Below are 17,803 nucleotides of genomic sequence, written 5' to 3'. Positions count from 1 at the left end.
GGTTTGTGGGGGCCGGGGGATGGCTGGGGGGGCGGGGTCCCCGGCCCCCCCCCCCCCCCCCCCCCACCCCCCCCCCCCTCCGGCCCGTCACCTCCCGTTGTGGGTGGGAGAAGACCGTGGGGATGTACGTCAGCCCTCGTGTGCAGGTAGTCGAGTGAGGGGGCCAGCCCCCACCGGCCCGTCTTCCCACCCACCCACGGGAGGGGACAGACCGTAGGACGGAGTCCGTAGGGCTGTCACCGCACCCGAAAACACCACGCCCGCCGCAGGCGAAGCGGCGGGACGGCACCAGGGGGCCGCACCCGAAAACACCACGCCCGCCGCAGGCGAAACGGCGAACAACACGCACGGCGGGACAGCCGACAACGTGGGAAGCCAGCCAAGCGCAGCGGACAGGTAGCGGAGGGGCTAAAAGGCCGGCCTCTCCGGATCCAGTTCCGCCACGCCCCCCGTAGGGGAGGACGCCAGTGCGAAGTGCCGGCGCGGTATCCGGCCCGCCCTATAGGCCAGCCGGCCCGAGGCCACCGCGTGGCGCATCGCCTCGGCCATCAGCTCCGGTTCCTGGGCGCGGGTCACCGCGGAGGCCAGCATCACCGCAGCGCAGCCCAGCTCCATGGCGAGGGCGGCGTCCGAGGCGGTGCCCGCGCCGGCGTCCAGGATCACCGGGACGCCGGCCCGTTCGGTGATCAGCTGGAAGTTGTGCGGGTTGCGGATGCCCAGACCGGAGCCGATCGGCGAGCCCAGCGGCATGATCGCGGCGCAGCCCACGTCCTCCAGTTTGCGGGCCAGCACCGGATCGTCGTTCGTATAGGGCAGCACGGTGAAACCGTCGTCCACCAGGGTCTCGGCGGCGTCCAGCAGCTCGATCGGATCGGGCAGCAGGGTGCGCTCGTCGGCGACGACCTCCAGCTTGACCCAGTCGGTGCCGAGCGCCTCCCGGGCGAGCCGGGCGGTGAGCACCGCCTCGCCCGCGGTGAAGCAGCCCGCCGTATTGGGCAGCACCTGGATCTCGTGCCGTTCCAGTACGGACAGCACCGAGCCCTGCACGGTCGGGTCCAGCCGCCGCATGGCGACCGTCGTCAGCTCCGTTCCGGAGGCGAGCAGCGCGCGCTCCAGGACGTCGAGGCTGGGCACCCCGCCGGTCCCCATGATCAGACGGGACCCGAAGGTGGTGCCGGCGATGGTGAGGGGGTCGGGGCCGGCGGCGGACGGGGCGGGGGCCGCCCCTCGGGACACTGCGGTATCGGTCATGTCTGCGGATCAGCCTCCCTGGACCGCGGTGAGCACCTCGACGCGGTCGCCTTCGGCGAGCGGGGTGGTGGGCCACTGGGTGCGCGGCACCACGACTTCGTTGAGTGCCGCGGCCACCCCGGTGGGCGCCGCGGACAGGGTCGCGACGAGCCGGTCGAGGGTGAGCCCGCCGGGGATCTCGCGGGCCTCGCCGTTGACCGACACGGACACGCTGGCGCTGCTCATACGGGCTGGTCCTCCAGGAAGCGGGCGCGCGCGGGCCCCGCGGCGGCGGTGAGGGTCCCGCCACGGGAGAAGCGTGCGGGGGTGAAGGGAAGGGCCTCGTCGGGGAGGTTCCCGGTGGCCAGCACCTCGGCCATCACGTCACCGGTGACCGGCGTCAGCAGGACCCCGTTGCGGAAGTGGCCGGTGGCCAGGTGGAGGCCGGGCAGCGCGGTCGGCCCGAGGAGCGGCGCGTTGTCGGGGGAGGTGGGGCGCAGCCCGGCGCTGGTCTCCACCAGCGGCAGCTCGGTGATGCCGGGGACCAGCTCGTGGGCGTCCCGCAGCAGCTCGTAGACCCCGCCCGCGGTGACGGTGGTGTCCCAGCCCAGCTCCTCCATGGTGGCGCCGACGACCAGCTCGCCGTTCTCCCGCGGCACCAGGTAGAGGGGGTTGCCGCGGACGACGGCCCGTACGGTGCGCGACAGGAAGGCCGGGGACCCGGCGGGCACGTCCGGCAGCCGCAGCCGCAGCACCTGCCCCTTGACCGGCCGGACCGGCGGCAGCACCTCGTCGGGGATCCCGGTCAGACGACCGATGTGGCTGCCCGCCGCGAGCACGGTCTGACCGGCCGACAGCCGTGTGCCGTCGGCGAGTTCGGCGCCCGAGGCGCGACCGCCGTCGAAGGTCAGCCGCTCGACCCGGCTCCGGTGCAGGACCACCCCCGCCCGTTCGCAGGCCACCAGCAGGGCGCTCGCCAGCCGCCGCGGATCGACCTGGTGGTCGCCGTCGACCCGCAGGCCGCCGCGTACGCCGGGGGCCAGCATCGGCTCCAGGCGGCGGCACTCGCGGCCCGTGAGCCACTGCGAGTCCAGGCCCGAGCGGATCTGCAGGGCGTGCAGTTCACGCAGGTGGGCGCGGTCGTCGGCGTCCAGCGCGACGGCCAGGGTGCCGCACCGCCGGTAGCCGATCGACGTCCCGGCCGCCTCCTCCAGCTCCTCGGTGAACCGCGGGTAGCGCCGCGCCGAGTCGAGATTGAGGGCCAGCAGGGTCTGCTCGCCGTAGTGGAGCTCGGTGACCGCGGCCAGCATTCCGGCCGCGACGTGGGCCGCGCCGCCACCGGGCGCCGGGTCGGCCACCGTGACGGTCAGCCCGCGGCCGGCCGCCCGCCAGGCGGTGACCAGGCCGATGATGCCGCCCCCGATGACGAGCACATCAGGGTGCCCGGTGACTGGTTTCGATGGTGTGGCAGATGGATGCATGGGCGTCCAGCCCCTCCCTTCGCCGGCATGACCCGGATCAGGTTCGTACGGTCGGAGGCCGGCCAGCCTCCCTCTCAGCCCGGTGCGTCCGGGCTCCCGCGAGTGCGTGTAGCCGTCACCCTAATACGGGGCGCGAGTCCGGGTAAGGGAACGGTCGGTGTACGCGGGGGCCGCGGCCGTCGGGGGCGCGGCACCGGCGGCGCGTGCGTGGGCGTGCCGTCCCCGGAGCCCGCGGGGCGGGGCGCGGCCCCCTTGGGCGCGGTCATGACGCTGTGTCAGAGATCTCGTCGCGCGGTGCTGCGGGCGGCGTCGCACACCGTCCTAGAGTGATCGGGTGAGCGAGCAGAGCACATCCTCCCAGTCTCCCGGCCACCCGCCGCGCGTCGTGATCGTCGGCGCCGGAATCGCGGGCGTGCAGACCGCGGTCGCCCTGCGCGAACAGGGGTGGCGCGGCGCGATCACGCTGCTCGGCGACGAGCCCCACCAGCCCTACGACCGCCCCCCGCTGTCCAAGGCGGTGCTGCTGGGCAAGGCGGACGGCTCCGCCTTCGACGTGGACTTCGCCGCGCTCGACATCGAGCTCCACCTCGACCGCCGGGTCACCGCCCTGGTGCCGGACGCCCACCGGGTCGAGACGGTCCGGGGCCCGGTCGCCTACGACTACGCGGTGATCGCGACCGGTGCCGACCCGATCACGCTGCCCGGCAGCGAGGGCCTGCCCGGCGTCCACCTGCTGCGCACCCTCGACGACGCCGAGCGGCTGCGCCCGGTGCTCGCCGCCCAGCACGAGATCGTGGTCGTCGGGGCGGGCTGGATCGGCGCCGAGTTCGCCACCGCGGCGCGCGAGGCGGGCTGCGCGGTCACCGTCGTCGAGGCCGCCGACCGCCCGCTGGCCGGTGCGCTGCCCGCCGAGGTCGCCGCCCATATGGCCGGCTGGTACGCGGACGCCGGCGCCGAGCTGCGTACCGGCGTCCGGGTCGCGGCCGTCACCGCCGGCATGGTCACCCTCGAGGACGGCGCCACGCTGCCCGCCGACGCCGTGGTCGTCGGGATCGGTGCCCGGCCCGCCACCGCCTGGCTGGCCGGCTCCGGCGTCGAGGTGTCCTCCGAGGACGGCTCCGTGCTCGCCGACGACCGGCTGCGCACCTCCGTGCCCGATGTGTACGCGGTCGGCGACTGCGCCTCCTTCCCGTCGGCCCGTTACGGCAGCCGTCTGCTGATCCACCACTGGGACAACGCCCTCCAGGGCCCCCGTACGGTCGCCGAGAACATCGCCCGCGGGGAGGCGGAGGGGATGGTCTACGACCCCGTCCCGTACTTCTGGTCCGAGCAGTTCGGCCGGTTCGTGCAGTACGCGGGCCATCACGGCGACGCCGACGAACTGGTCTGGCGCGGTGACCCGGCCCAGGCCGCCTGGTCGGTGATCTGGCTGCGGGGCGGACGGCTCGTCGCGTTGCTGGCAGTGGGACGGCCGAGGGACCTCGCCCAGGGGCGCAAGCTCATCGAGCGGGGCGTCAGCCTCGACCGGGACCGGGCCGCGAACGCCGCCGTGCCGCTGAAGGCCGCGGCGCAGTAGGGCGTAGCGCGTAGCCGGGTTCCGGTCCGCCGGACGGGTGCGGCGGGCGCGGAGCGCGCCGAGGGGCCCGCCGGCAGGTGTGCCGACGGCCGTGTCGACAGGCGTGTCGTCACCCTCCGGTGTGCCGGTGGCCCCTGATGGCGATGCCCGGCTACCGACTGTCAGTGCGAGGTGGCAGGCTTGTCCTGTGACCGAGATTGACGCAAACATCGATGGACTCGTCCCCGCCTGGCTCACCCTCCCCGACATCGCCGAAAAGCTCGGCGTCGAGGTGACCCGTGTCCGGCAGCTGGTCAAGGAGGGCCAGCTGATCGCGGTGCGCCGCGGCGAGAACAGGGTGCTGCAGGTACCCGCCGATTTCATCAAGGACGACAAGGTGGTCAAGGGCCTCGTCGGCACGCTCACGCTCCTCAAGGACGACGGCTTCACCGACGAGGAGATGCTGGAGTGGCTGTTCACCGCGGATGAGACCCTCCCCGGAACCCCGGCGCAGGCGCTGCGCGAGAATCGCGGCACGGAGGTGAAGCGCCGGGCCCAGGCGCTCGCCGTCTGACGCGCCCGGCGCTCGTCAGCAACCGCACCAGCATCCGTAACCACATCTAAGGGGTGTACGGGCCGGAGGGTCCGGCCCGTACACCCCCGACCTGGGGGGAAGCCGCCCGATGACCACCGCACGACAGGCCCTGTCCGACGCCCGGCTCTACCTCTGCACGGACGCCCGCAGGGCCCAGGGCGACCTTCCCCGGTTCCTGGACGCGGTGCTCGCCTCCGGCGTCGACATCGTCCAGCTGCGCGACAAGGGCATGGAGGCCGGCGAGGAGCTCCGCCACCTGGAGGTCTTCGCGGACGCCTGCCGCCGGCACGGAAAACTGCTCGCGGTCAACGACCGCGCGGACGTCGCCCATGCGATCGGCAGCGATGTGCTGCACCTCGGGCAGGGCGATCTGCCGGTCCCGGCCGCCCGCGCCGTCCTCGGCGCGGACGTCCTCATAGGTCGCTCCACCCACGCCGAGGCCGAGGTGGACGCCGCGATCGCCGAGCCCGGGGTGGACTACTTCTGCACGGGCCCGTGCTGGCCCACGCCCACGAAGCCGGGCCGCCACGCCCCCGGCCTCGACCTGGTCCGCTACACCGCGGCGCGCGCTCCGCAGCGCCCCTGGTTCGCGATCGGCGGGATCGACGCCGGCAATCTGGACGAGGTGCTCCGGGCGGGCGCCCGCCGGGTCGTGGTGGTCCGCGCCATCACGGAGGCCGACGATCCGGGCGCGGCGGCCGCAGCGCTGGCCAAGCGTGTCCGCGGCTGGGACTAGGGCCTGTCCGACGGGTCGTGGCCGGTCGTGGCCGGGCCTGGGGGACCCCCCCGCTCGTGCTCCGGAGAGCCGGGGCACGGGGGCGACGGGGGCGTGAATCGGACGTCCAGGAGGCCGGAAAATGTCCAATCAGTGGACACGAAGCCGACCAACCAGGCAAAACGTCGATGACGGTTGGTGTGTGCCCGGCCCGTGGTTAACCTGCCGGTATGGCCCTAGGTACAGCTTCCACCAGGACTGATCGCGCACGCACCGTGCGCGAACTGCTGGCTTCCGGCAAGCAGTCATACTCGTTCGAGTTCGCCGCCCCGAAGACCGAGAAGGGTGAGCGGACCCTGTGGAACGCCATTCGTCGGATCGAGGCCGTCGCCCCGACGTTCGTCTCGGTGACATACGGCGCCGGCGGCACCTCCCGTGACGGAACGGTGCGCGCCACCGAGCGCATCGCCACCGACACCACCCTCACCCCGGTCGCCCATCTGACCGCGGTCAACCACTCGACGGCGGACCTCCGCAACATCATCGGCCAGTACGCCGACGCCGGGATCCGCAATATGCTCGCGCTGCGCGGCGACCCGCCCGGCGACCCGATGGGGGAGTGGGTCAGGCACCCCGACGGCCTCGCCTACGCCGCCGACCTGGTCCGGCTGATCAAGGAGTCCGGCGACTTCTGCGTCGGCGTCGCCGCCTTCCCCGAGATGCACCCGCGCTCGACGGACTGGGACACCGACGTCGCCCACTTCGTCGACAAGTGCCGGGCCGGCGCGGACTTCGCCATCACCCAGATGTTCTTCTACCCCGAGGACTACCTCCGGCTGCGGGACCGGGTTGCCGCGGCGGGTTGCTCGACGCCCATCATTCCGGAGATCATGCCGGTCACGAACGTCCGCCAGATCGAGCGGTTCGCCCAGCTCAGCAATGCCGCGTTCCCGCCCGAGCTGGCCGAGCGCATCCTCGCCGTCAAGGACGACCCGGCGGCGGTACGCTCCATCGGGATCGAGTACGCGACGGATCTGTGTGCGCGCTTGATGGCCGAGGGCGTTCCCGGGTTGCACTTCATTACCCTGAACCACTCCACGGCGACCCTGGAAATCTACGAGAATCTGGGGCTGCACCAGCAGTCCTGATCACGGTGGCCGGCGAACGGCGGAAGTAGGGCGTATATGGGCTGGACGGTCCTCTATATCGCGTTCGGCCTGGTCGCCCTGTGGCTGCTGGGTGAGGTACTGCTCCAGTACAAGGCCCGGCTGCGCTGGCGGCTGCTCGCCTTCACCGGCTTCCTCGGTGTGGTCGTCGGCGTCATCATCCCCTCGGTGATCGTGATCGGGGTGGGCCTGGCCGCGTTCGCCGTCGGCCAGGTCAATGTGACGCTCTCCTTCAAGCGAGGCTTCACCACCGGCTGGGCGCTGGGCGGCAAGCCCGGCGCCAGCCGCCGCCGACGGGGCCGTGCGGCGGGCGCGCCCGCCGCCGAACCGACCCTGCAGGTCTCCGACTTGGAGGCGGCGGAGCCCACCGACGGCCCCGGCCGGGGCGTCGACGGGGGCCCGGACACCTTCGAGAGCACCGGCGGCTTCCAGAGCACGGGCGGCTTCCAGAGCCAGGACACCTACGCCGGACAGGGCTCGTACGACTACCAGGCCGACGGCTACCCGGCCGACGGCGGCTACCGCGGCCAGGACCCGTACCAGGACCCGCAGGACCAGAGCGTCTTCGCCACCCAGGCCTTCCCCGCGCCGTCCTACGACGGCCCGTCCTACGGCGCCCAGCAGTACGACGGACAGGACGACTACGCGCGGGCCGACGCCGCCACCGTCTACGCCCCGCAGCCGATGCCCGACGAGACCGGCCAGTACGGCATCTACAGCCCTGACGCCCGCACCCCGCAGCCCGGCTACGGCGGCTACGACGCCTACGGCACCGGCACCGGCACCGGCACCGGCGCCGACAGCGGGAGCAGCGACGGCAACGGCTATGCGTACGGCGGCGGTTACGGCCAGACCGCGGCCGGCCAGGACGCCTACGCCGACCCCTACGCGGCCTACGGAGACGGCGCCGGCCAGGGCCAGGCGCCCTACTCCGACCCCTACACCGGCGCCCAGCAGTACTCCGGCACCTACGACCCCTACGAGCAGCAGGACCCGTACGCCCAGCCGTCCTACGGCGCGCAGCAGTACGACGGGCAGGGCGGGCAGTCCGGCCAGGGCTACGGCGGGACACCGCCCGGCGGGGTCTGGGTCCCGCAGCAGCGCGACGGCGAACTCCCGCCCGAGCAGCCGCCCTACCCGCCGTACCAGCAGCAGGGGTACGACGGGCAGCCCTACCGCTACTGATCCGCACGGGCCGCAGGGGAGCGCGGCGACGGCTTCCTGCCGGCCACGGCCCGCCGTCGGGCCCGCACCCGGCCGCCGTCAGGCCCGCACCGCTCGCCCCGGCGCCGTCACCACGCTCAGGTGGAGCCGTGCCAGTCGTCGCCGTTCACGATCAGGCCCGCGACCAGCGCGCCGGACATCCCGGAGTGCGCCAGCCCGCCGCCCGGGTGCGACCAGCCACCGACCGCGTAGAGCCCCGGTATCCGGGTGCGGTTGCCGGGCCGCAGAAAGCGCCCGTCCCTGCCGGCCAGCGCCGGGCCCGGTACCAGCGCGTCCTCCGCCGGCGGCAGCACCTCGCGCCACAGCACCCGCTCCCGCAGCCCCGGCACCGCCGCCCCGGCGACCTCCGCCAGCCGGTCCGCGGCCGCCTCGGCGGCCGCCCCCTCCAGCCGGCCGTCCGGGCCGGGCGGGGCGACGGTCGCGGTGAGGGTCACGGCCTCATGGCCGTCGTCGGGCCGGGTGGCGGCATCGTCCGGGCGCAGCACGGTCACCGTCGGCCGCGCGCAGGGCGGCCGCGGACCGTCGCCGTCGCCGAACACACCCGCCAGCTCCGCCGCACGGTCCGCGGCATGCACCACGGTCCGATGGACGGCACCCGCCTCGCGCGCTCCGCGCAGCGCCAGACAGACCGTGAGCCGGCCCGTCGCGTGATCACCGGGCCCGGCCGGCGGCCGTACGTCGTCCGGGCCGTACGGCTCGCGCCCGTCGAGGAGCGCCGGCAGCCGGGCCGGATCGATACCGGCGACCACGAACTCGGCCGGTGCGGTCTGCCCGTCGGCCAGCTCGACACCCGTCGCCCTGCCGTCCTTCTCGACGATCCGGGTCACCTCCGCGCCGAAGGCGAACTCCACCTTGCGCGCCAGGCAGCGCTCGTACAGCGCGTCGGCAAGCGCCCGCATGCCGCCGCGCGCGTACCAACTCCCGAAGGTCTGCTCCATGTACGGCAGCACGGCCGCGCTCGCCGGGGCGCTGCGCGGGTCGAAACCGTACGCCAGCGCATGGCTCTCCAGCAGCGCGATCAGCCGGGGGTCGGCCAGCTCACGGCGGGCGACCTCGGCGAGCGTGGCGGTCGTGGGGCCCTTGCCGCGCCCGAACAGCCCGCGCCTGCGCACCGCCGGATACGGATCGCGCCCCAGCACCCGCCACTCCTGCCACAGCGGCTCCTCCAGGAGCGGCCGCCGGGTGGCGTCCCAGGCCTCGCGGGCGCGGCCCACCAGCGCGCTCCAGCGCTCACCGGCGCCCGCGCCCAGCGCCTCGTCCAGGGCCGCCAGGACGCCGGCCCGCGAGGCGTTGGGCAGCGACACGGCCGTGCCGTCGGCGAAGACATGGCGGCTCGCGGGGTCGACCTGGGAGAGCTCGACGCAGCTCTCCAGCGGCTCACGGCCGGTCTTGAGGAACAGGTCGCGGTAGACGGCCGGCAGATGCAGCAGGCCCGGCCCCGTGTCGAAGGAGAAGCCGTCCCGCTCCAGCCGCCGTACCGCGCCGCCGTGCGTCGCGCCGCGCTCGAACACCGCCACCTGGTGGCCCGCGACGGCCAGCCGGGCGGCGGCTGCCATCGCGCCCATCCCGGCGCCGATCACCGCAATCCGTGCCATGCCTGCGACTTTATCCGGCGCCACCGACAACGCCCGCGCCGCCGGTGCCCCAGAAGGCCCGCACGGGGCGGGCCGCGCTCAGCCCGCCGGCGGCACCGCCTGGCCCGCCGCGGCCAGCCGCTTCTCCTCGCGCCGCGCCCGCCGGCGCCGCAGGAACCGGCGGATCCGCGACCAGAGCAGGACCACCAGCGCGATGCCCGCCGCCAGCAGCACCGCCGCGATGACCGCCGCGGCCACCGGATGGAAGACCGCGAACGCGATGAGGCCGGCGACGCCGAGATCCTCCAGCAGGCTCAGCACGATGTTGCTGGCCGGCTCCGGCGAGGTGTTGACCGCGATCCGCGCGCCCGCCTTGACCAGATGGCTCAGCAGCGCCGTGGTGCCGCCCACCGCACCCGCCGCCAGCTCGGGCAGCGAACCGTCGTGGCCGGCCAGCAGGGCCGCCACCACGCCACCGGAGATCGGCCGGATCACCGTGTGCACGGCGTCCCATACCGAGTCCACGTACGGGACCTTGTCGGCGACGGCCTCGCACACGAAGAGCACCCCGGCCACGATCAGCACATCGGGGCGCTGCAGCGCCGCGGGCACCTCATCGGTGACGCCGGCCGTGCCGAGCAGGCCGAAGAGCAGGACGACGGCGTAGGCGTTGATCCCGCTCGCCCAGCCACTGGTGAAAACCAAGGGAAGTACGGACACGCCGCAGATCGTAGGCCCCCACTGGGGGCCGGTGCTCAGCTTTGAGTATCCGTACTCAGACGCCCAGATGAGTAGGTACGCGGATGGGCCGGAACCCGCCAAGACGGAAGAGTATGCGCCACGGAAGGGAAGCGGCGCCGCACCGCCGACACGGGGCGGCGGAGCGGCGCGGCTCCCGGACGTGACGGGGGGACACGGGGGAAGTACGGGGGGCACGGGGGCTCCACGGGGGAGCACGGGGGAAGCGCTGTCCTGGTCGGATCGGCGGGGGAACGATTCGTGCCAGGGCAACGCACTCTTTCGTGCGGGCCCACGGGGGAGAAAGGGTGCGCGCCGTTCCTGACCACGACGGCGCGCACTTCTCTCCCGGCGCCCAGGAGATCGCCGACCGCCCAGGGGCACGGCCTGCCTCCGCCCGCTACGAGGGAGGGCCGCTGACCCGCCCCTGGAGCAGCCGCGACAGCGCGGCGTGCACCTCGTCGATCGACCGGTCCGGCTGGTAGGACTGCCAGTCCAGGGCGGCCACCAGCACCATCCCGAACAGCGCCGAGGCCGTCAGCGGGATGTCGATCTCCTCGCTCAGCTCCTCGTTGGCCACCGCCTCCCGCAGCACGTCCTCCACCACCGTGATGGCCCGCTCGCGCACCACCATCAGCGTCGACTGCCAGGCCCGGTTGGTGCGCCACAGCTCGGCGACGTAGAGCTGGGTGAGCGCCGGGTAGCGGGAGATGAAGTCCAGCCCGGCCCGGATCATCGCGTCCAGCGCGTCGATCCGGGTGCCGCCCCGGTCCGCCACCTCCTCGGCGGCCGCCTGCAGGGAGGTCGCCAGCAGCTCGATGCCGTGCCGCAGCAGCTCCTCGAAGAGAACGTTCTTGCTCGCGAAGTTGTAGTAGACGGTGCCCTTCGCGACGCCCGCCCGCTCGGCGATCTCGTCCACCGTGGTGGAGGAGAAGCCCTGTTCGGCGATGAGCGTGACCGCGGCCTCGAAGAGTTTGCGCCGAGTGGCGTCGCGGCGTGTAGTGGAGCTGTCCATGGAGGCGATTGTGCCGTTCCCCATCGGGTGCGTGCTCACAGGCTCAGCTCCGGATGCAGGTCCTTCATCCGCACCACCTGGCGGCCGCGCGCCGTCAGGGACGTCAGCACCAGTGCCCCGGCGGTGAACGCCAGCAGCACCGCACTGCCCTGCCATACGGGCGCGAGATCACCGCCCGTGATCAGCCGGCGCAGCCCCTCCACGATGTAACTCATCGGCAGATACGGGTGGATGGCGCCGAAGAAGCCGGGGCTGGTCTGCACCGGGTAGGTACCGCCCGCCGAGGTCAGCTGGAGCATCAGCAGCGCCAGCACCAGGATCCGGCCGGCCGGCCCGAACTGCGCGTTGAGCCACTGCACGATCGCCGAGAAACAGGCCGTGACCAGCACCAGGAAGCCGATCGTGCCGCCCGCCCGGGCCATCTCCAGGCCCAGCGCGAAGTGCAGTACGGACATCAGGGCCGCGGTCTGCAGCACCCCCACGCCGACCACCGGCAGCCAGCCGGAGACCGCCACCCGCCAGGAGGACGCGCCCATCGCCAGTGCCCGCCGGTTGAGCGGCTGGATCAGCATGTACGCCACCATGGCGCCCACCCACAGCGACAGCGGGATGAAGTACGGGGCGAACCCGGTGCCGTAGTTCGGCGCCTTGTGGGCGGAGTCCGAGGCGAGCTGCACCGGGTCGGACATGACCAGGGTGCGTGCGTCGCGGTCCTTCTTGCCGTAGTCGGGGATCTGCTTCACTCCGTCGTGCAGCCCGCCGGCCAGCTTCCGCGAGCCGTCGGAGAGCTTGAACAGCCCGCCGTCCAGGGTGTGCGCGCCGCTCTTCAGCCTGCCCACGCCCGCGTCCAGGTCGCCCATACCGGAGGCGGCCCGACCCGTGCCGTCGTGCAGTTGGTGGGCCCCGTCGTCGAGCTTGCCCGCACCGGCGGCCAGTTGGGCGTTCCCGGCGGCCAGTCGGTGGGCGCCCGTGGCCACCTTGTGCGCGCCGTCGTTGAGGTCGTTGATCTTCTTGACCGCGGCGTCCATGTCGGCGCCGAGCGTCGGTCCGTGCTTCGCCAACTCGCTCGCCAGGTCGTGCAGGGCGGCCAGGTCCCGGTCCAGCCGGTCCAGGTTCTTCTGGTCGTGCACGTACCCGCTGATCTCCTCGGCCTTGTCCGCCGCGGCGGCCGCGTCGTCCCTGAGCTGCTTCAGCTCGTCGCAGGAGGTCTCCAGGGTGATGCCGCTCTCACAGCGCGAGTGGTAGTACCTCGCCAGGTGGTCGGAGATCCCCCGGGAGAGCTTCGCCCCTGTGGAGGCCGCCGCCGGGAGCGCGCCCAGGTGGTCGCGGACCGCCTGCGAACCGTCCGCGACGAGCTGCGCCACCTCGCCGATCTCCTTGCCGTGCGCCCGGACGAAGGGCCCCACCTTGCGGTCGATGCGGTTGACGGTGTCGGCCAGCTGCTGGGTGCCGTCGGCCACCTGCCGGGAGCCGTCGGCCAGTTGGCGCGACCCGTCGGCCGCCGTACCGGCTCCCCGCGCCAGGTCGGAGCTGCCCTGGGAGAGCCGCCCGGCGCCCGCGTCGAGGTCGCCCAGACCGGTGACGAGTCGTCCGCTGCCGTTCTTCGCGGTGCCCAGCCCGTCGGCCAGTTTGCCCGCGCCGTCCTTCGCCTGCCCGATGCCGTCCCGGAGGCGGCCGGCGCCGTCCGCGGCCTCCTGGGTCTTGTCGTGCAGGGTCGAGAACGAGACGAAGATCTTGTCGAAGAAGGTGCGGGACGCCTTCTTCGAGGCCGCCGCACGCACCTCGGAGAACACCGTCCGGGAGATCTGCCCGACGATGTAGTTGTTCGCGTCGTTCGTCCGCACCCTGAGGGCGCCGGTCTCCGGGTGGTCACCGGAACTGGAGGCGATCCGCCGGCTGAAGTCCTCCGGGATCGACAGCGACAGGTAGTACGTACCGTCCTCGACGCCCCTGGCGGCCTCCTCGGCGTCCACCGGGCGCCAGTCGAAGGTGTGGCTGTCGGCCAGCCCGTCGACGATGCCGTCGCCCGCCGAGATCCGTTTCCCGCCGACGTCCGCGCCCTTGTCCGCGTTGACCAGCGCGACCGGTATCTTGTCCAGCCGCCCGTACGGGTCCCAGAAGGACCACAGGTACAGCGCGCCGTACAGCAGCGGCAGTAGCAGGAGCGCCGCCAGCGCGGCGCGCGGCAGCTTCCCCCTCCCGAACCGCTTCAGCTCAAGCGCGGCCAGCTTCGGCGAGCGCATCGGCCGCCCCCTCCTCGTCGTCCTGCTCGTCCTGTGCGGGGCTCTCGTCGTGCCCGTTCCGCGCGGGATGCTCGTCGTGCCCGTTCTGCGCGGGGTGCTCGTCGTGCTCTCCCCGCGGGGAGTGCTCGTCGCGCTTGTCCTGCTTGTCCTGGCTATCCTGCGAGGCTTGCTGGTCGTGCTTGCCCTGTGCGGGCTGTTCGCGCTGGCCGCCCTCAGGGGTGGCCTGCTCCGGGCGGCCGCCCGTACCCACCAGCACCACACCCTCGCCGCCCTCGGGGGGCTCGCTGCACACCGCGAGCACCGTCGTCCCGGCCGCCGCCAGATCGCGCAGCATCGTCCAGGCCGCCGCACGCTCCTCGTCGGACAGCTTCAGATCGGTGTCGTCGACGGCGAGCAGCCGCGGGCCGCCGATCAGCGCCAGCGCCACGGACAGCCGCAGTGCCTCCAGCCGCTCCAGGTCGCGCACGGAGGTACGGATTCCCTTGGGCAGCGTCTCCAGATCGAGGCCGGCCGCCTTGAGCGCACCGTCCACCAGCGCGCGGGCCTCGGCCCTGCGCTCCCGTCGGGGCCGCAGCAGCGCACGCAGCGAACCGCCGAACCTGCCCTGCAACAGGGCGCGTTCGCGCAGATGCTCGCCTACAGTGAGAGAGGGATCAAGCTCGGCGACGCCCGGCACATGGGCGAGCGCGGACACGGACCGGACCGCGGCCATCTTCTTCGGCAACGGCAACCCGCCGACCTCGGCGGTGCCCGCGGCCGGCTTCATCCGCCCGGTGAGCGCGAGCAGCAGACACGTACGGCCCGAGCCCGAAGGGCCCTGCACGGCGATCAGCGAGCCGGGCCCGGCGGTGATGTCGATGTCCCTGAACGCCCAACCGCGGGGGCCCTCGACCCCGAATCCCGCGGCCGTGACCGCCGCCCCGTGCGGGGTGCTGTCCACGATCCCTCCCTTGAACTGACCAGTCAGTTCAAATCACTATGGGCATTCCACCCCCCGTTCCGCAAGGGGGTGTTGGCAATCCGCCGGGATCGCACCCGGATTCCACCCGGATTCGATCCGAATTCCACCCGGATTCGACCGGGATGCGTCGACGTGCCCGGAACGGCCTTTCGTGGCGAGGCGGACGGGGAGGCCGGTCGGGCTTCGGCCGGGAGTCGTGCCGCGGCTCGGGCGCAGTTTGGCCGGGACTCGGGTCGGGGCTCCGATCGGGATTCCGGGCGGGACTTCGAGCGGGACTTCGAGCGGGACTTTGGGCGGGACTTCGGTGGGAGTGTGCGCCCCGGGCGAAAACCTTCCCGTTTCCAACGAAAGAGCAGGTCAGGGGCGATTGTCAGTGGTGTACCTCACGATGGGGTCATACGGTCCGAATCAGCATTCGGTCCCAACCGGCATGCGACGACAGGAGGTTCGTCATGGCAGCTCGTCCCAACGGGGGCAGCTCCGCTGCGTACGGTCCCCCGAGCGATGTCCACCCCGTCCTGCGGCGGGCCACCGCACCACCCGCCGCCCTCGACCTGCTCGCCCAGGCCCAGCACGGCCTCGACGAAGCCCAGACCCTGGAAACCCCCAACGAGCGGTTCGCCACGGCCCATCTGGCCGCGCTGCGCACCGCGGCCGCGGTCCTCGCCGTCCGCGGCCGTCCGGAGACCACGGTTCGGCGTAGGCAGCGTATCCGCAGCGCCTGGGAGGTCCTGCCCGAGGTCGCCCCCGAACTCGCGGAGTGGAGTGCTCTGTTCGCCGCCGGAGCCGCCCGCCGGGCCAAGGCCGAGGCCGGCATAGCCGGTGCGGCCAGCCGCCGCGATGCCGACGATCTCCTGCGCGATGCCGCGATGTTCCTGCGCCTGGTGGAGCGCATGCTGCTCCTCCAGCCGTCCCTGCCGCCCCAGCGGGCGGGGTAAGGGGAGGGGAAGAGAGGTAGGGAGAGCCGGACCGGGGCCGAGATCTCCGGGAGAGGCGGGGAGGGGTGGGGCGGGGGAGGGGCCCGGGGGGGGAGGGGGAGGGAGGGGGAGAGGGAGAGTGGGCCGCCATCCTGCCCCACCCTCTGCCTGCGGCCTTTTGCCGCCTTTTGCGGCCCTCTTCGGCCCCCGCGGCTCCCTTCGGCCCCCGCGGCTCTCTTCGGCCCGCACGGCCCTTTTCGGCCCGCGCGGCTCTCTCGGGTCGGCCTCCTGCGGCTTCCCCGGACCCAGGCGTCACCCATGGGACGCCTGGGTTCCAGCCCTCCGCCCCAGCCCTCCTCCGCCCCCAGCCTTCCGCCCCAGCGACCACCCGCCCCCCCCGTGCGTTGGCGCCCCGTGGCGGCGCCGACCACCCGCCTGCGTTGGCACCCCGTGACGGGGCCGACCGCCCCCCACGCGACGGCGCCCCGTGACGGCGCCCCACCATGCGGCGCCGCCCGCGATCCCTCCGTGCGACCACCCCTGCGTGACCGCTCCATCAGCGATCACGCCCCGCATAACGATCACGCCTCGCGCAATCCGTTCGGCTCCGCAATCGGCGGATGGCGTGGGACGGAATAGGGTGGTGGACGCCTAGATGTTCATGCCCCCGCCGAGGAGCCACCCGCCGTGTCTGACCCGCTGCGCCCGCGCGCATCCCTTCGTACCGCCGTGGTCTGGGACGTCCTCAAGGACGCCCTGGAGCGCCGGGTCAAGGCAACCGGGCGCGACGCCCTGGACGTCCTCGACACCGGCGGCGGCTCCGGCAACTTCGCCGTGCCGGTCGCCCGCCTCGGCCACCGCGTCACCGTCGTCGACCCCAGCCCCAACGCCCTCTTCGCCCTGGAGCGCCGCGCCGCGGAGGCGGGCGTGGCGGACCGGGTACGTGCCGTACAGGGCGACGCCCACGGCCTGTTCGACGTCGTCGAGCGCGGCGGCTACGACGCCGTGCTCTGCCACGGCGTGCTGGAGTACGTCGACGACCCGGCGGAGGGCATCCGCAACGTCGTCGACGCGCTGCGCCCGGCCGGCACTCTCAGCCTGCTCGCGGCCGGCCTGGGCGGCGCCGTCCTCGCCCGCGCCCTCGCCGGCCACTTCACCGAAGCCCACCAGGCCCTCACGGACCCCGCCGGCCGCTGGGGCGAGGGCGACCCGATGCCCCGCCGGTTCACTGCCGACCAGCTCACCGAACTGATCGCCGCCACGGGCCTGGAGGTCGGCGCGGTGCACGGCGTGCGGGTCTTCGCCGACCTGGTCCCCGGGGTGCTGGTCGACACCGAGCCGGGCGCCATGGACGCGTTGCTGAAGCTGGAGGCGGCCGCCGCCGAGCAGCCCGCGTTCCACTCCGTGGCCACGCAGCTGCACGTCCTCGCGGAGCGCGACTGACCCGCACGGTACGGCCGGCTACCGCGTGCAGTCGGCCACAGGCCACCCGATCAGCCCCTTCGCCCCGTATGATCGGGGTACGACGTTCCGGCATGACGGACAGGCGGGTGGGGAATGCAGGCAGCATCACCACCGGCCGCTGCGGCGGCCCGGACAGTGAATTGGCGTCGAGGGGCGGGTTTCACGGGGGCGAATCCCTGCCTATCCTGAAAGGGTCGCACCCCGGTCGCCCCCCGCGACCGACGAGTAGGAGGACTCCGTGCCGCTCTCGGAGCACGAGCAGCGCATGCTCGAGCAAATGGAGCGAGCGCTGTACGCCGAAGATCCCAAGTTCGCGACAGCGCTTGAGGGAAGCGGGCTGCGTACGTACACCCGGCGACGGGTCTACCAAGCGGTCGCGGGCTTCCTGGTGGGTATCGCCCTGCTCATGGCCGGCATGGTCGCGCAGCAGATCTGGATCAGCGTGGTGGGCTTCCTCGTCATGCTCGGCTGTGCGGTGCTGGCGGTCACCGGATGGCGCAAGGCTCCCAAGCCCGGTGAGCAGCAGGCCGGTGCGGGTGCCGGAGGTGGCGCGGGTGCAGCGGCACGCCGTCAGACCAGGCAGCGGCGCTCGATGATGAACCGCATCGAGGACCGCTGGCAGCGGCGCCGGGACGAGCAGCAGGGTCACTGACGCCTGACGTCCCGAGTCCGGCAGCCCAACCGGCCTGGATCTCGCCCTTTTCGTAGTGCTGTTTTTCTTTGTAGTGCTGTGGTTCTTCAGTTCTTCCTGATGCTGTGGCCGCCCGGCGGGACCGGGCGGCCACAGCGCTTTTCGTGCCGCTCACGCCGTCTGAACTCGGCCTCGTCTGTCTGAGCGCACCCTTCTGATCACGCTCATTGCTCCTGTCTGATCACTGCTACTGCTACTGCTACTGCTACTGCTACTGCTACTGCTCACTGCTCC

Annotated in this window: 16 protein-coding genes and 1 riboswitch; of the genes, 8 read left to right on the top strand and 8 right to left on the bottom strand. The window is 73.1% G+C overall.

The genetic code is table 11. The features are described 5' to 3' along the window. Positions 1-408: 408 nt before the first annotated feature. The 3 genes from AC0680_RS30750 to thiO all read right to left on the bottom strand — a co-directional run bounded on the left by AC0680_RS30750 (position 409) and on the right by thiO (position 2,711). Positions 409-1,149, bottom strand: coding sequence for a thiazole synthase (locus tag AC0680_RS30750; RefSeq protein WP_478635277.1), 741 nt, complete (start codon positions 1,147-1,149; stop codon positions 409-411). Between the two features lie 111 nt (positions 1,150-1,260). Continuing rightward, positions 1,261-1,476 (bottom strand): sulfur carrier protein ThiS, encoded by a 216-nt coding sequence (thiS, locus tag AC0680_RS30745; protein ID WP_384440763.1) that lies wholly within the window; start codon positions 1,474-1,476, stop codon positions 1,261-1,263. Beyond that, a complete protein-coding gene (gene thiO, locus AC0680_RS30740) occupies positions 1,473-2,711 on the bottom strand; it encodes a glycine oxidase ThiO (RefSeq protein ID WP_478635191.1) in 1,239 nt (412 codons plus the stop codon). Before thiO ends, thiS begins: the two co-directional genes overlap by 4 nt. Beyond that, positions 2,709-2,821, bottom strand: a riboswitch (TPP riboswitch). It overlaps the preceding gene by 3 nt. A 224-nt stretch (positions 2,822-3,045) precedes the next feature. On the opposite strand from thiO, the gene AC0680_RS30735 reads away from it, so the two are divergent. The 5 genes from AC0680_RS30735 (at position 3,046) to AC0680_RS30715 (ending at position 7,927) form a co-directional block, all read left to right on the top strand. Next, positions 3,046-4,287, top strand: a complete 1,242-nt coding sequence (locus tag AC0680_RS30735) for an NAD(P)/FAD-dependent oxidoreductase (RefSeq protein ID WP_478635190.1) — start codon at positions 3,046-3,048, stop codon at positions 4,285-4,287. A 187-nt stretch (positions 4,288-4,474) separates the two neighbouring features. Continuing rightward, positions 4,475-4,840 (top strand): Rv2175c family DNA-binding protein, encoded by a 366-nt coding sequence (locus tag AC0680_RS30730; protein WP_384440771.1) that lies wholly within the window; start codon positions 4,475-4,477, stop codon positions 4,838-4,840. A 109-nt stretch (positions 4,841-4,949) separates the two neighbouring features. After that, a complete protein-coding gene (gene thiE / locus AC0680_RS30725; RefSeq protein ID WP_384490759.1) occupies positions 4,950-5,597 on the top strand; it encodes a thiamine phosphate synthase in 648 nt (215 codons plus the stop codon). A gap of 209 nt (positions 5,598-5,806) precedes the next feature. After that, positions 5,807-6,724: a methylenetetrahydrofolate reductase [NAD(P)H] gene (metF, locus tag AC0680_RS30720; RefSeq protein ID WP_384440777.1), complete on the top strand. Its 918-nt coding sequence runs from the start codon at positions 5,807-5,809 to the stop codon at positions 6,722-6,724. Positions 6,725-6,760: 36 nt separating this feature from the next. After that, positions 6,761-7,927 (top strand): hypothetical protein, encoded by a 1,167-nt coding sequence (locus tag AC0680_RS30715; RefSeq protein ID WP_478635184.1) that lies wholly within the window; start codon positions 6,761-6,763, stop codon positions 7,925-7,927. 116 nt (positions 7,928-8,043) lie between these two features. On the opposite strand, the gene AC0680_RS30710 is transcribed toward AC0680_RS30715, so the two are convergent. From AC0680_RS30710 to AC0680_RS30690, 5 genes are all read right to left on the bottom strand, one after another. Next, on the bottom strand, positions 8,044-9,561 hold the full coding sequence (locus tag AC0680_RS30710) for a phytoene desaturase family protein (protein ID WP_478635182.1): 1,518 nt from the start codon (positions 9,559-9,561) through the stop codon (positions 8,044-8,046). Between the two features lie 78 nt (positions 9,562-9,639). Then, entirely contained in the window at positions 9,640-10,260 is a 621-nt protein-coding gene (locus tag AC0680_RS30705; RefSeq protein WP_478635180.1) for a DUF4126 domain-containing protein, read from the bottom strand. Between the two features lie 418 nt (positions 10,261-10,678). Next, positions 10,679-11,293, bottom strand: coding sequence for a TetR/AcrR family transcriptional regulator (locus tag AC0680_RS30700; RefSeq protein ID WP_384490767.1), 615 nt, complete (start codon positions 11,291-11,293; stop codon positions 10,679-10,681). A gap of 35 nt (positions 11,294-11,328) precedes the next feature. Then, positions 11,329-13,536 (bottom strand): YhgE/Pip family protein, encoded by a 2,208-nt coding sequence (locus tag AC0680_RS30695; RefSeq protein ID WP_478635176.1) that lies wholly within the window; start codon positions 13,534-13,536, stop codon positions 11,329-11,331. Next, positions 13,508-14,476: an ATP-binding cassette domain-containing protein gene (locus tag AC0680_RS30690; protein ID WP_478635173.1), complete on the bottom strand. Its 969-nt coding sequence runs from the start codon at positions 14,474-14,476 to the stop codon at positions 13,508-13,510. Before AC0680_RS30690 ends, AC0680_RS30695 begins: the two co-directional genes overlap by 29 nt. A 473-nt stretch (positions 14,477-14,949) precedes the next feature. On the opposite strand from AC0680_RS30690, the gene AC0680_RS30685 reads away from it, so the two are divergent. From AC0680_RS30685 to AC0680_RS30675, 3 genes are all read left to right on the top strand, one after another. Further along, positions 14,950-15,435, top strand: a complete 486-nt coding sequence (locus AC0680_RS30685; RefSeq protein WP_478635171.1) for an SAV_6107 family HEPN domain-containing protein — start codon at positions 14,950-14,952, stop codon at positions 15,433-15,435. A 666-nt stretch (positions 15,436-16,101) separates the two neighbouring features. Next, positions 16,102-16,857: a methyltransferase gene (locus AC0680_RS30680; RefSeq protein WP_478635169.1), complete on the top strand. Its 756-nt coding sequence runs from the start codon at positions 16,102-16,104 to the stop codon at positions 16,855-16,857. A 259-nt stretch (positions 16,858-17,116) separates the two neighbouring features. Beyond that, the gene (locus AC0680_RS30675; protein WP_468981797.1) at positions 17,117-17,530 is read left to right on the top strand and encodes a DUF3040 domain-containing protein; all 414 of its coding nucleotides are present in this window, start codon (positions 17,117-17,119) and stop codon (positions 17,528-17,530) included. Positions 17,531-17,803 lie beyond the last annotated feature (273 nt).

It is taken from the genome of Streptomyces sp. NPDC043738, assembly GCF_056436545.1.
Note: the sequence above shows the minus strand (reverse complement) of the source record. Positions and strands in the feature narration are given on the sequence as shown.